Here is a 12,914-nt window from a genome sequence, read left to right as displayed (position 1 = left end):
ACGGCACCGAATGCATGCGCATATTCATCTCAGCCGATATGGAAGGTATCTCCGGGATTGCGACTTCCGAAGACGTCACGATGGGTACCGCAGAATATCGACGTGGGAAGGAGTTGTTTCATAGCGATGTGAACGCGGCGATCGAGGGTGCGGTCGCAGCCGGTGCAACTGAAATTCTTGTAAACGATTCTCATTCCTCCATGCGAAACCTCGATCGTGTCGAGATAGACGAGCGAGCACAGCTGATCCGCGGAAACACAAAGCCTCGGTCGATGATGCAGGGGCTCTCCGACGAATATGACGGCGCGCTGTTCGTTGGCTACCACGCTAAGGCAGGGACATCCTCTGGCGTGCTCAATCACACGTTTTTCGGCTGGAAACTGGTTCGACTTCGCGTGAACGACCACGAAGTCGGCGAACTCGGGTGGAACGCGAGACTAGCTGGTGCACTTGACGTTCCCGTGGTGTTGGTGACCGGCGATGACGTGACTGCTACCGAAGCACGTACCGAATTGGGCGATGAGATCGAAACAGTGGCAGTGAAACGCGGTATCGACCGCTTCACAGCGTACTGCCGGCCCGTTTCGGAGACACAAGCAGCAATCCGTGACCACGCCGAGCGCGCAGTTTCCACTGCTGCCGATGGTGATGTAGCCGTGCCGATGGTTGATACGCCGATCCGAATCGAAGCCGACTGGGCAACAACGAATCAGGCAGCCCGTGCAGCCGGCACTCCAGACGTCACGAGAACCGACAGCCGCACAACGCGTGTTGAGGGCGACAACTATCCCGATGTCTACGAACGCTCGATCGCCATGCTACGAGCGGGTGGAGCCGGAACCGACGCTCAGTACGGCTAATCTGGTCTGATCGCCAAGCCGACGAGATGCTTGACAGTAGAGTGCTCTATTGGTGCCCTCTTATTGAGTCAGCGGACAGTTCTTCGTCTTCGTTGACGGCCAGCCGCTTGTTGAGCGCTATCCGAAACTGCGCTACATTCTCGGTGAATTCCCGAGAGCAAACGATACAGTGGTACAATCATCAGATGAATGCAATCAAAACGAGCGCGAAAACGCTACAAACTGAAACAACGGGACTTCTGGCCGGGACACTCGGAGTCGGGATCGGAAGTGGACTCGCCAGCGCACATTCGGGGACGAACAATTAGTGGACTCGTATGGGATTGGGCGGCTGGACGAGTGGAACCCTCGGATGGCTCTAAATGCTCGTCCCAATTGTCCTCATCGTCTGTTTCGTCTACCTACTCCGCACTCAGTCAACCATCTTTGGGGGAAAGAATCCGTTTGTTTGCCGATATACCCAGTTATTAGTGGTCATATAAATTGCGGCCATAAGATTAAAAAAGTTTGTTCCCGATACCGAGAGAAGAGGTATGAACCGCTCACGACGATGGTTCTTGAAAGGTGCAGGTACAGCCGGGGTCGTCGCCCTCGGAGGGTTATCGATGACTGGGACGGCCGCTGCGCGGTCGTACACCATCGATAGCGACCTCAGACAAACCGCCGATGTCACGGGTAGGGAACTCGATGCGGCCGTCGATGCCGTCTCGCCAGGCAGTCCGCTCGTCGGCCTCGGAGATACATGGGCGGTCGTGCAAAGCGAACGGCAAATCAACGCCGTCTACATGGCTGCCCACGCAGCGCTCGAATCCGCGTGGGGGCGTAGCAACATCGCCCAAGAGAAAAACAACATCTACGGGTTCGATGCGCGCGACATCTGTCCCTCGGAGTGCGCCGACGGTTACGCGTCGTTTGCTCAGTGCGTGCGCGAGGTAATGGCGTACGTCGATACGGAATATCTCACATCGGGTGGCGACTGGTACGAGGGGACGTCGCTGCGTGCGATGAACGTCCACTACGCTACCGACGACCGTTGGGCCGAGAAAATCGCCAGCATCATGAATGATCTCGATGCCGAGCTTCCCGATGGTGGCGGGGGTGGCGGCGGTGGCGGTGGTGGCGGTGGCGGATTCAGTGATGGCGAGCAGATCAAATCCACCGTCGATCTGAACACGCGCCACCGACCAGGTACCGAATCACGTGTGCTTGACACCCAACCCACGGGCACTACCGGCGAGATCATGAACGGTCCCGTCTCCGAGGACGGCTACACATGGTGGGGTGTTCACTGGAGCGACGACGTATGGGGCTGGTCGGTCGAACGCTACCTCGTCCGCGCATAACTCAAAATCGAAAATCGATCCTCAACTCAAAATCAACCAATGACGCGAAAGATCTCACGACGGACGTTCGCCAAAGGTATCGGCACCGCTGCAACCGCCCTCGCCACACCCGCCGTCCTCAGCGGGACGGCCAGCGCGTTCAGTAACGGCGACCGAGTCGAACCGACGACGGACCTCAACACACGCCACCGGCCGGGTACTGAATCACGCATCCTACAGACAATGGCTCCCGGAACGGTCGGCGAAGTCATGAACGGCCCCGAAACCGAGGACGGCTACACGTGGTGGGGCATCCATTGGCTCGACGCCGACATCTGGGGCTGGTCTGTCGAACGCTATCTCACGTCCGCTGATGGCGGCGGTGGAAGTGGCGGAGCGGACTTCACGTGGCCGATTACCGGCTACATCACGTCGCCGTACGGCGACCGCTCCGGCCACTACGCAGTGGACATTGGGGCCAACGGTAATATCGGCGAACCGATTTACGCGGCCCGCGATGGTGTCGTTGACATTCGGAGTTACCAAGCCGGGGGTTGTGGGAACTATCTCAAACTCGGTCATAAGAACGGTTATCAGACGATGTATTGCCACCTGAACAGCTTTGATGTCTCACAGGGTGAAAGCGTGTCGAGGGGACAACAGATAGCTGGTATGGGTAACACCGGCAACTCGACTGGCCCGCACCTCCATTTCACTATTGAGCGAAATCAAACTCATCAGTCAATCCCCGGTAGCGACGGACAGAACATCACTGCAAATGACGCAATCCCGAAAGACTACGTTGACATCTGAACAGAGAACACGTCCATGACACGAAAACTCAGTCGGCGGACGTTCGCCAAAGGTATCGGCACCGCCGCAACCGCCCTCACTACACCTATCGTCCTCAGCGGGACGGCCAGCGCGTTCAGCGATGGTGATCGAGTTGAGTCGACGACCGATCTGAACACACGGCACCGACCCGGCACCGCCTCACGCGTGCTCGATACGATGCCGTCGGGCACAGTTGGAGAGGTGATGAACGGTCCCGAGACCAAAGACGGCTACACATGGTGGGGTATCCACTGGCTCAATGCCGACATCTGGGGCTGGTCGGTCGAACGCTATCTCGATTCCACCAGCCCGGGTGGCGGCGGTGGCGGCAAGCCATCGGTGCGATACGACCAAGCCGCTGCGGGCAACTACGGCACGGCGAACCGCTCTGCGGGCGACATCCGGTGGGCGATTATCCACACCATCGAGGGGTCCTATCAGACAGGTATCAACGTGTTCAACAATCCGGACTCGGGAGTGAGCGCCCACTATGTCGTTGGCAACGACGCCGGGCAGATCACTCAGATGGTCGATGACTCGGACATCGCCTACACGGCTGGCAACTACGACTACAACACGACAGGGCTGAACTTCGAGCACGATGGCTTCGCCGCGGAAGGCCATCCCGATTCGCTCTATCAGAACGCTGCCGACATCGTTGGGTGGGTCTGCGAGGCATACGACATTCCGAAAAAGCACCCGAGCGGCGTCGCGCCTGCCGACGCGACCGTCGGCGGTGGAGTGATCGGCCACGAGCAGGTGCCAGATCCCAATAATCCGAGCCTCGGTGGTGGAGCAAATCACCACGGCGACCCTGGCGCGGGCTGGGATTGGGGGTACTTCATGAGCCTGCTGTAAACACTCAATTGGACAAAATCACGGTGAGTCATGGGAATGAAGGCGATACAAACTGGGGTGGCGCATGGACGACTCGGTATCAATATCGACGGTATCGTTGGCCCGAGCACGCGGAAGGTGCTGGTAGATTAACACCAGAGAGCTACCGAATCATCGAATCACAGGTTACCGAAACACGCGACTCACACTATAATAATCATGAAACGACGACAGTTCATCACGCGAGCAGGGAGTACAGCATTCGGAATAGCCACGGTCGGCGCGACGGCGAATACCGTCACGGCCAGTCGAACCGTCCCGTTGGTCTCGACACGCGAACACTTCACAGATGGAGGTGACCTCGCAGCCGGGCGGACAGCGACGGGCTATGACACGAATGGCAACGTTCCGGGAATCGATACGGCGTGCGCTGATGATCTCACCGTCTTCGTCCACGGCTGGAACAAAAACGGCGATGATCCCGAAGCAGAAGCGCTGGCCAAATTCCACGAAGCAGACACCGCATTGGGCGAGGCAGGATATACCGGAACTTTGGTCGGTTATACGTGGGATTCAGACAAGGGCGGTGGAGTGGACTTCGGCTGGGGCGAAGCACAAGCAGTCGCTCAATCGAACGGTCCGAAGTTGGCGAACTTTGTCCTGGATTATGCACGAAACTGTTCCGGTACGCTTCGATTCATCAGTCACTCTCTCGGTGCACAGGTCGTGTTCAGCGCGCTCCGAACGCTCAATGCCGACTCGACGTGGGATGCCAACGGGTACAAGCTTGCATCGGTCCACTTACTCGGTGCGGCACAGGACAACGAAGCACCGACAACCGAATGGCGCGATACGTACGAGGCACTCCTTTACGAAACCGAGTTGACGTTCAACTACTACAGCCAGGAGGACGACGTGCTCGCATGGGTGTATAATACAATCGAGTTCGATCAGGCGCTTGGAGAAACTGGAGCGGAGAGCGGTAACACCACTCCCGGCAATTACTCGGATTACGATGCCACCTCACAGGTGGGCAGCAATCACTCGGGTTACGTGTCTTCGCTTGCCGACGAGGTTGTCTCTGATATGGCATCATCATGATGATAGGCAAGACTCGGCAGTAGGATTCATACCATACCATATCATATCTATGCACTGTCTAGTCAAAGTATGAGCAATTCCTGAGTCTGGTGTCTATGTACATCCAGAAAAGATCGGCTGATGGCGATCAGACAGCAGTGTTCGGGTCGGAGTCCGTTTCCGGTCCAGGCTGGTCATCGCGACGGAGTTGGCGGTACGCGTCGGTGAGCACGGCCATCAGATAGACCACCAAAATGGTCGAAAGGATGCCCGTAACGAGCTGTGAGACGGCCGACGCAGGTGGCATGACGAATCCGAGGACTAGTGAGAGGATCATGTACGCGACGAAGACGGCGACATACAGTCCGAGCAGCCGCCATCGATTGCCCGACGCGAGGCTCCAACTGTTTTTCATCGCGCTGAAGAAATTCTCGTCTTCATCGGCGATGTAGATCACGGTGAACAACAAACTCACCGTCAGGAACAACCCAGGGATTATCAACAGAAAGAATCCCACTGTCGACAGGATTCCGAGGACGATTCCGCCAACGATCGAATTGAGTACCACCCACCCCATCCGTCGCGTGTACGTCTCACTGGTGATAGCAGGATGGTCCGCAGTCATCACGCGAATCAGAACGACCGTGATCACCTGCAATGCGAAGAGCACAACGATCGAGAGCACTCCCGCCATCGTCGCCGATATTGGCAGCGATAGTGGGACTGAAGCCGTGGTTTCGGTAGTCCCTGCCGGGAGGTCGAGACCTGCCAAAAACGCCTCAGCAAGGGTGTTCGACAACGCCAAGAAGGCGATCTGGGCGACACCGATCAGAACGACGAATACGAGCCCGGCTGTTGTGAGTGTCTTCGAGACGCCGTTGCCGAGTGCGCGTTTGATGTGCAACACCATGTGCTTATTTCCACTCGCTATAGTATAAAATACCCAAGCATACAAAGATGCGCCGAAGTACGGCTATGTGCGGGGTGCTCCAACTTATAGAGACGCTCCACGCCGTACTCCAACTATTAGATCTATTCGTCGCTGTTTTGCTCGTCAGAGTCTGAGCAGGTTGAACTCGTCGCGTTTCACTATATCTCACGCTCAGACCACTTACTAGGCAACGACTCCTTCAGGTCAAAATCGGCCATCCCTGTGACTTCGAGAGCCGTATTACACTCACAAACGAACACCGTTTCCCCGGGCAGCGCTGCTGCTTGTTTAACTATCGATTTACAAGTAGTACACTCGAGTAGCGTTCCCATCCCTTCAATATATACAGACCTCTGGGTTGTTCTTGTGGTTGTATTCGTATTGGAGTCCTTCGACAGGATCGCGTCATGCTCGTAGTCGCTGAGTGTAATAGTCTCGAATCACACCACTTACCTTCGGCACACCTTCTCTCAACCCTTGCCAGTATGACGGACTTCGTGCATCGTAGCGTGATCGAGTGCGTCGAATAGCTTTTCGCCTGTCCAGTCGCACTCGACACATTCGTAGCGGGGCATGAGACCAGACTCTGTACGAATTAATTCGTAGTTGATGCAGCCCTCGTTGATGAAACTACCCTCTGATTTAGGCCAGCCAAAAGACTCATTGGCGAGGGGGTAGCGTACTCTTTCGGAGAGGGCATTCGCACTGTCTCTAGTTACAGTGGGCATCACACCCTCCCATCCCATAGCTTCAATCGGGTGAATTGGTACACGCTGGTCGTTGAAGCTACCCCGCCCTACCCGCCGGCTCCTTGAGGACGGAGCTTTCACCGCACCGTGACGGCACCGCAACCGCCGCGGAGAGGTTTCGGCGGGTCGTCCCCATGCGGGGCGAGGCTCGGTTGCACGCCGGCAGCGCCGCCCCGCGAACCGTTCCGTTCGCGGGACGGCGCGGTGGTCTCGTCGAGACACGATTCTCCCCCTGTATTAAGATAGTCGCATGGCCTGAGAAAAGAGTAAATAGAGGCAGTCAGTAACGGGTCCCAATGAATATCGCGCTGGTGGTTCTTGATACTCTCCGCTATGACGCGTTTGTCCAGCATTTCGACTGGCTACCGGGGGTTCGTATCAAGAATGCATGGGCACCAAGCTACTGGACTGTTCCCTCTCATGCAGCGCTGTTCACCGGCTACTATCCGAGTGAGGTCGGGATTCATGCTCGCAACACGACTTTCGACTGTCCACAGTCGATGCTTGCTGAAGATCTCCACGATGCTGGGTACACAACACGGGCGTTTTCGAACAATGTCAACCTCACCCCTGTCTCATCGTTCGACCGCGGATTCGACCACTTCCATGGTGGATGGCGCATACAAAACCTCACTGCGAACACGTTCGATTGGGAGACGTTTGTCTCCGAGACGCGCAATGAGGGGATGATGCGGTACCTCCGAGGAATCCGTCAGTGCATTACTAACGATTGTGCTACATGGCCATCACTGAAACGAGGTGGGCGGCTCAAGCTCCGCGACCTCGGCCTCGATAACCAACCTGACGATAACGGTATACAAGAGACCCTCAACTACGTTCGTGAGACGGAGTTCGGCGAGCAGGAGTTCCTGTTCATCAATCTGATGGAGGCACACTGGCCATACCAAATCCCTGACTCGTTTGGCAACGAGGAAGTTGATGATCTCAGTGACGCGAGTGAGTATAACGGCCTCGTCGCTACACTCGGCGGCGGCCCACCGATTGATGGTGAACGCCTCCGCCGAGCCTACGACCGAAGTGTCGACTATCTCTCGACAATGTATAGGTCGGTATTCGCCGAACTACGCGACGATTTCGATGTCATTTTCACTGTTAGTGACCACGGCGAGTTGTTCGGTGAAAGCGGTGGATGGCAACACGCCTATGGCATCCGCCCAGAACTTACCCGTGTTCCAGTTGTAGTTTCAGGTGACCAAATCGGTAACGAGAGCGATGAGCAACCGACTACGCTTCTCGATGTTCACCGAACGATTCTCTCATTAGCGAACGTAGAGGGATCATCGAAGGGTCGTGTACTCCCCTACATTTCGGATGACCCACCAACCGATGAGGAACGCAATGTGTACACCGAATCTCACGGGCTCAATCAGCGCAGCGTGGCTCGCGCACAGACCGAAGGTTATGATCCATCCCTATTAGACCACGAGTTGACAGGCGTTGCAACGCCTATCGCGTATGGATACGAAGACCGCGATGGATTCGGGGTTGAGAACAAGAACGATGACCTTATAGTGGACTCGAGTCTGCTGAAAGAGTCCATCGAGACCCACCGAAATCGCATCAACCGGCGTACCGTTTCGCAAAGCGATGAGGCTTCGAAAGAACTTCAGCGCCAACTCGAAGCACTCGGATATGCTTAAACCCCCGTTGGGTCATCCACTCCTTTCTCTTTCGCATATCCGAGCGCTTTGAGGCGTTCATCGGCGGTTGCGGATAGCTCGTCGATCCGCTCTGGAATATCGGGATCGTATCCACCACAGTCGTTTGCGGTCGTTACAAACCATGGAACCTTGCGGAGGACATCGAGTGGAACGTTCGGATGTCCGTAGATCCCCCATTCGCCTTTTGCATTACCGTGATCTGCAGTGATGACCGTTCGATTAGCGTTGAGGTTTTCAAGTAATATCCTGACATCGTCGAGAACGTATCGCAGGTTATCCACGTACGAACGCCAAACCTCGCGTTTGGACACTGTCCCACGCCGGAGTTGCTGCCACGCGTGTTCGGCTCCCCCGAGCCAGTTATCGAGATCTACACCGCTGGAGAGTGGTTGAGGAATCGAGGGGAAGTGAGGCTGCATATAGTGAACGATGAGTCGGTCGGCGTTGTGTTTCCGACTGGTGTGAATCGCTCGGTCAGTGACTGGCCGCGCAGGGACCGTCCCGAGGTCTTCATCCCACTGGTCACGCCAGACTTCATTTAGTTCGAGAAAATCGGTTCGGTCGAAAAACCGCCCTGAGTGTGGATTCGCGGTTACATGAAGCGTCTTGGCCATTTCGTCAGCGTATTTGTCAGTAAACGTGCGCTCCATCCATTGGTAGGAGGCGGATCCTGGAGAACGATGTGTGCCTGAACTATCGAGAAAACTGTATTCAGGTGCGATACCACGAAGCACATCGGGACGACAACCGTCGAGAATCACGAGCGCGTCCCACGAGCGGTCGTAGATGTTTGTCCCAGTATTGGCAAAGTCATCGGCCCGTCGTAGCGCGCCGACCCGAAGTTCGTAGGCACTTTCCCGTGCACCGTCTACTCCTTCAGCAGCGATTCGTTCACTAGTCTCTTTAAGCCAATCTGATAGCCCCATATCGTGTAGATAGATACTGACTATTATAATAACTGTTGTGTATAACAGATATATTACTTCTCTACTCGCATCTCGAGACTATAACGATGATTTCGGCAGGCGATAGTACCTGCGTCTTCAGGTGCAGGGTACACTACCCTGAGCATCAGTTCCAAACCGCCGAAATCGCAAGATGTAGACTCTTTACCGCCCAGCGTGAGGGTCTTGAAGGTGGCATGTCCGCCTACAATCGGATACTATTCGACAACCCCATAGATGGATGAACGACCTTCGTCGTATCGTGAGGACGGAGCGACAGACTAGCGTTGCAACGCTAGTCCCAAGTGCTACGCCTGAATCTTGACTGAAACAGTGTCTTGATGGGGATAACGGGGACGTAACACTCCCTGTGGCTGTCCGCAGTCACAAACCGCCAAAGAACCAACAAACCCGCCTGCGGTGCAGGGCAGTGGGATACTCTATCCTTCAGGATGCAGAGGATATCACACTACCGTAGACTGCACACCCCACATGCATTGATTGTTGAGCTTCTCATCGAGAAGCGCCACGTATCCGCACTTGGAACAAGGACTCATAGCGCTTATCGCTCTCCTTTGAACTCCACGACCGTCGTCTCTAGGCTACAGTTGTGGCGTCTGTGACGAGTTCAGCGTCGTCAACGAGTACGGGGGCGGCCGATGAACGTCGAGACACACCGCTCGATCACCGTGGCGATCGAACGCACGGTTACCGGAGCCACGATCAACGACAGTGAGAACGCGCTTTGTGAACGATGTGAGTGATCAGTCGGCGAAGGGTCGCCAGTCAGTATCTACGTTCTCGATGTCCGATGAACGTGATGTGACAGTCGCGCGGATCAGCTGCAGTGGCTGTACACCAGATACTATCGATCACATGACACTCGGTAGCACCGAGATGCTGATGTGGAACTCTCGGACTGCGAAGTGACGTCATGAGTCAGTCGCATCAGCTCGTGTTCGTACCTAGCGATGGTACAATCGACATGGCACCAGCAACTGTCGGCTCGGGTAGTCGGAGACAACAATACCGACAACAGTCGCAGGAGCCAGAAAACCCAGCACAGAATTGAAGCTGTTCAGTAGCTATGTTCAGCAGTTGTGTTCATTAGTTGTGTTCATCAGTGAACAAAAACTCGGAAACCTCCGCACGGGCTATAGCTCGGGGTAGGAGACAAGACCGATTATCGTCCTCGAAGCGTCATCGGCAATCCGTTCTGCGTTTTCGTCGCCATCTCTGGTTCGATAGCCATATCTGTCTCGTCACCGGCCCATTCGAGATTGAACTGCTGACCGATCGTTGCGAGCGCGAGCGTTGCTTCGAGTCGGGCGAACTCCCGCCCGATGCATGTTCGCCGTCCACCCCCGAATGGAATGAAGGCGTAATCGTCTATAGGGATTATCGGAGCAATCCATAGTTTTGCACGAGTCTTCTCCAGTAGTTGGGGGATACAGCGTGTGAGATACAAAGCGCGTATCTCTCATAACAAGACATGCAAGTGAACAGCACACACCAATATGTAGTTATTGTCTTACTTATCTTTGGGGAGACTGGTGACCCGAAATGGCTACCACCGAACCGGCAACGGTCAATGGCGTTGACGTCTCTGCGCTTGAGAGGGCGGTCGAAGGAATCTCAGATGACCCCAATGTGGGGATGTTCACGTTCCGTGCCGAGACTGAATGGGAGGACGCGCTCAAGTCCACAACCAGTATTGATGAGTTCGATCAGGCGGGCGAAACGGTTCAAACACGCGAGTTTACGCTCCAAGGTGATGAACCCGAACAGATCCTCGGTGAGCGTGCGGGACCGAACGCCGTCGAACTCCTGCTGGGAGCACTCGGATCGTGTCTGAGCGTCGGCTACGCGGCAAACGCTGCTCACATGGGCATCGAACTCGACGAGTTCCAGTTCGAAATGGAGGGCGACGTCGACCTCCGAGGATGTCCGTCCGGGCTACGAGTCGATTACCTGTACGGTGTCCGTCGACGCTGACGCTACCGGGGACGAGCTTCAGGAGTTGCAAAACCACGTCGAAGCGACCTCACCGCTCGTGGACATGATCACGAACGAGGTCCCGCTTGAGACCCGCCTGATCGCTAAATAGATCCTCTCTATGCAGCACGCCGTTTCTGACAGAATTAGATTAGATCGAGTTGCTCTGGCAGAGCTCACAACGCAAGTCGATCAGAGGTTTCGTACGGCAAGGATCATCAATCATCGTCGGCAGTGTACGCTCCACCGCGACGCTTGGTTCGGGCGACCACCATCCGTTGCTCGGATTGATGAAAGGTCACGGGGAACTCACCGATGCGCACTTTCTTGTGCGGACTGTTCTGGAGGGGTTCACCATAGTCCGGCGGATCTCGCCACGGTGAGTCGACAATCTCGTCGAGTTTGTTCAGTATCTGCTCTTGCTCAGGTGGAGAAAAGGACGAAAGATCGTCCTGTGCTTTCGATGTGAGTTCCCACGTCCAGTCGCCCTCACTCATCGCTGTCCGTTCCAAACTGTTCGCGGGCTTCGTCGGCGCTCATCGTCCGTCCCTCACGGATGTCCTCCTCTGCTTCGAGGAGAGCGACGAGTTCGTCGCGGTCGAACGTCGGGAATTCGGTCGCGTCTCGGAGGGTGTATCGGATGAACTCACTACGACTGTTGAACCCGCGTCCCTGCCATGTGCCGTCTATTTCGTCAAGAAACGACTGTGTGACTTTGAAATTCACCGTGACGATCTCGTCATCTCCGTCTGATCCGGTAGTCGCTTCGGACATACGCTGATATTACGCGCGTCTTACTAAATCAGTTCCGACGGTACCCGCTGGATCAGTGGCCACCTGCTGCATACACCTCTATGCAGTATTGGGTGTACTGTCAGAAGAGATGAAAATTACCTACCTGTGGTGAACTTGTCGGAGTGCATCGGCAGTAGCGGTTCCAGAAATTCGCATGTATTTCTGAGCCGTCGCGAGATCGCCCCAGCCCATGAGGGCCTGCAAGGGAACCGGAGCCACGCCTTTATACGCATGATAGCTGGCCGCCGTCGCCCGCAGACAGTGGGGATAGATTCGTCCGGTGAGGTCAGCCTCCTCGACAGCTTCTTCAACCCGCCGGTTGACGGTCGCCCGCGACCGTGGAAAGCCGTCGTAGCGGTTCGCATATCGCTCGATGCACAACTCGATGCGGAGCGACAAATCGAAGGGGATCGACCGGGCCGAGGCGATAGTCTTCGGGTGCCAGCGTGAAGCGAGGGCATCCGGTACAGTAAGCTGTTCGTTGTGGGCTGCCTCCTGACGGGCCTGGGCGTCGACAGTAGCCACAGCTACACGATTCATGCTGTGGAATCCGGATGAGCTTGCGATCCCAGTTGATCCATGAAGTCTGGAAGTGAGCTATATCTCCAGCGCGGAGGCCGAGTCGCCCACCGACTAGGCAGACAAACCGCACTTCGAACCCTCGCGGGTCAGGGAGTGTGGTACACGCTTCCAGCAGAAGTGCGAACTCGCGGTCGTTCAGGACATCCTCGTGGGTGTGACGGGTGGTCAGCGCCTTCCGGTGCCGTTCCGCGCCCACTCGTTTTTGGATTTTGGATGGTGAGCCATCTCGTACGAACGTGTGCTGATGAAGAATGTGTCTTCCTCTCGGCACGACGACAATAGCGAGCCTTCTTGCTGGATAGA

The 12,914-nt window shown here is 55.9% G+C and carries 12 protein-coding genes and 1 pseudogene; 7 read left to right on the top strand and 6 right to left on the bottom strand.

Going from position 1 to position 12,914, the window contains the following annotated elements:
- Positions 1–14 precede the first annotated feature (14 nt).
- From ACP97_RS14735 to ACP97_RS14715, 5 genes are all read left to right on the top strand, one after another.
- Entirely contained in the window at positions 15–860 is an 846-nt protein-coding gene (locus tag ACP97_RS14735) for a M55 family metallopeptidase (RefSeq protein ID WP_049998597.1), read from the top strand.
- 605 nt (positions 861–1,465) lie between these two features.
- On the top strand, positions 1,466–2,203 hold the full coding sequence (locus ACP97_RS14730) for a glucosaminidase domain-containing protein (RefSeq protein ID WP_049998596.1): 738 nt from the start codon (positions 1,466–1,468) through the stop codon (positions 2,201–2,203).
- 39 nt (positions 2,204–2,242) lie between these two features.
- The gene (locus ACP97_RS19190) at positions 2,243–2,995 is read left to right on the top strand and encodes a M23 family metallopeptidase (protein ID WP_154020021.1); all 753 of its coding nucleotides are present in this window, start codon (positions 2,243–2,245) and stop codon (positions 2,993–2,995) included.
- 15 nt (positions 2,996–3,010) lie between these two features.
- Positions 3,011–3,874, top strand: a complete 864-nt coding sequence (locus ACP97_RS19185; RefSeq protein WP_079977648.1) for an N-acetylmuramoyl-L-alanine amidase — start codon at positions 3,011–3,013, stop codon at positions 3,872–3,874.
- Positions 3,875–4,069: 195 nt separating this feature from the next.
- On the top strand, positions 4,070–4,954 hold the full coding sequence (locus ACP97_RS14715; RefSeq protein WP_394297709.1) for an alpha/beta hydrolase: 885 nt from the start codon (positions 4,070–4,072) through the stop codon (positions 4,952–4,954).
- A gap of 127 nt (positions 4,955–5,081) precedes the next feature.
- On the opposite strand, the gene ACP97_RS14710 is transcribed toward ACP97_RS14715, so the two are convergent.
- A complete protein-coding gene (locus ACP97_RS14710; RefSeq protein ID WP_237561187.1) occupies positions 5,082–5,843 on the bottom strand; it encodes a hypothetical protein in 762 nt (253 codons plus the stop codon).
- A gap of 1,066 nt (positions 5,844–6,909) precedes the next feature.
- On the opposite strand from ACP97_RS14710, the gene ACP97_RS14705 reads away from it, so the two are divergent.
- A complete protein-coding gene (locus tag ACP97_RS14705; RefSeq protein WP_049998594.1) occupies positions 6,910–8,274 on the top strand; it encodes a sulfatase-like hydrolase/transferase in 1,365 nt (454 codons plus the stop codon).
- Here ACP97_RS14705 and ACP97_RS14700 read toward each other — a convergent pair.
- Both ACP97_RS14700 and ACP97_RS19180 read right to left on the bottom strand, forming a co-directional pair.
- Positions 8,271–9,221 (bottom strand): alkaline phosphatase family protein, encoded by a 951-nt coding sequence (locus tag ACP97_RS14700; RefSeq protein ID WP_049998593.1) that lies wholly within the window; start codon positions 9,219–9,221, stop codon positions 8,271–8,273. The two genes, ACP97_RS14705 and ACP97_RS14700, sit on opposite strands and share 4 nt — an antisense overlap.
- 1,201 nt (positions 9,222–10,422) lie before the next feature.
- Positions 10,423–10,707, bottom strand: a complete 285-nt coding sequence (locus tag ACP97_RS19180; RefSeq protein WP_237561186.1) for a cytochrome P450 — start codon at positions 10,705–10,707, stop codon at positions 10,423–10,425.
- 95 nt (positions 10,708–10,802) lie between these two features.
- Between ACP97_RS19180 and ACP97_RS14695 the strand changes: the two are divergent.
- A pseudogene (locus ACP97_RS14695) lies at positions 10,803–11,346 on the top strand (OsmC family protein).
- 106 nt (positions 11,347–11,452) lie between these two features.
- On the opposite strand, the gene ACP97_RS14690 reads toward ACP97_RS14695, so the two are convergent.
- The 3 genes from ACP97_RS14690 to ACP97_RS14680 form a co-directional block, all read right to left on the bottom strand.
- The gene (locus ACP97_RS14690) at positions 11,453–11,731 is read right to left on the bottom strand and encodes a toxin (protein ID WP_049998592.1); all 279 of its coding nucleotides are present in this window, start codon (positions 11,729–11,731) and stop codon (positions 11,453–11,455) included.
- Complete coding sequence (locus ACP97_RS14685; RefSeq protein ID WP_049998591.1) at positions 11,724–12,008, bottom strand: ribbon-helix-helix domain-containing protein; 285 nt, start codon at positions 12,006–12,008, stop codon at positions 11,724–11,726. Before ACP97_RS14685 ends, ACP97_RS14690 begins: the two co-directional genes overlap by 8 nt.
- Positions 12,009–12,128: 120 nt before the next feature.
- Positions 12,129–12,569, bottom strand: a complete 441-nt coding sequence (locus ACP97_RS14680) for a tyrosine-type recombinase/integrase (protein ID WP_237561185.1) — start codon at positions 12,567–12,569, stop codon at positions 12,129–12,131.
- Between the last annotated feature and the right edge of the window lie 345 nt (positions 12,570–12,914).

The sequence above is a fragment of the Halococcus sediminicola genome, from assembly GCF_000755245.1.
Classification (GTDB): domain Archaea; phylum Halobacteriota; class Halobacteria; order Halobacteriales; family Halococcaceae; genus Halococcus; species Halococcus sediminicola.
The sequence above is the reverse complement of the archived record's forward strand: the minus strand, read 5'-3'. Positions and strand labels throughout refer to the sequence as shown.

What these genes read in the sequence shown, in the direction of transcription:
- ACP97_RS14685 (WP_049998591.1), bottom strand. Translation starts at nt 12,008, where the DNA reads ATGTCCGAAGCGACTACCGGATCAGACGGAGATGACGAGATCGTCACG.
- ACP97_RS19185 (WP_079977648.1), top strand. Translation starts at nt 3,011, where the DNA reads ATGACACGAAAACTCAGTCGGCGGACGTTCGCCAAAGGTATCGGCACC.
- ACP97_RS14705 (WP_049998594.1), top strand. Translation starts at nt 6,910, where the DNA reads ATGAATATCGCGCTGGTGGTTCTTGATACTCTCCGCTATGACGCGTTT.
- ACP97_RS14690 (WP_049998592.1), bottom strand. Translation starts at nt 11,731, where the DNA reads ATGAGTGAGGGCGACTGGACGTGGGAACTCACATCGAAAGCACAGGAC.
- ACP97_RS14680 (WP_237561185.1), bottom strand. Translation starts at nt 12,569, where the DNA reads ATGAATCGTGTAGCTGTGGCTACTGTCGACGCCCAGGCCCGTCAGGAG.
- ACP97_RS19190 (WP_154020021.1), top strand. Translation starts at nt 2,243, where the DNA reads ATGACGCGAAAGATCTCACGACGGACGTTCGCCAAAGGTATCGGCACC.
- ACP97_RS14730 (WP_049998596.1), top strand. Translation starts at nt 1,466, where the DNA reads ATGACTGGGACGGCCGCTGCGCGGTCGTACACCATCGATAGCGACCTC.
- ACP97_RS14710 (WP_237561187.1), bottom strand. Translation starts at nt 5,843, where the DNA reads ATGGTGTTGCACATCAAACGCGCACTCGGCAACGGCGTCTCGAAGACA.
- ACP97_RS14700 (WP_049998593.1), bottom strand. Translation starts at nt 9,221, where the DNA reads ATGGGGCTATCAGATTGGCTTAAAGAGACTAGTGAACGAATCGCTGCT.
- ACP97_RS14735 (WP_049998597.1), top strand. Translation starts at nt 15, where the DNA reads ATGCGCATATTCATCTCAGCCGATATGGAAGGTATCTCCGGGATTGCG.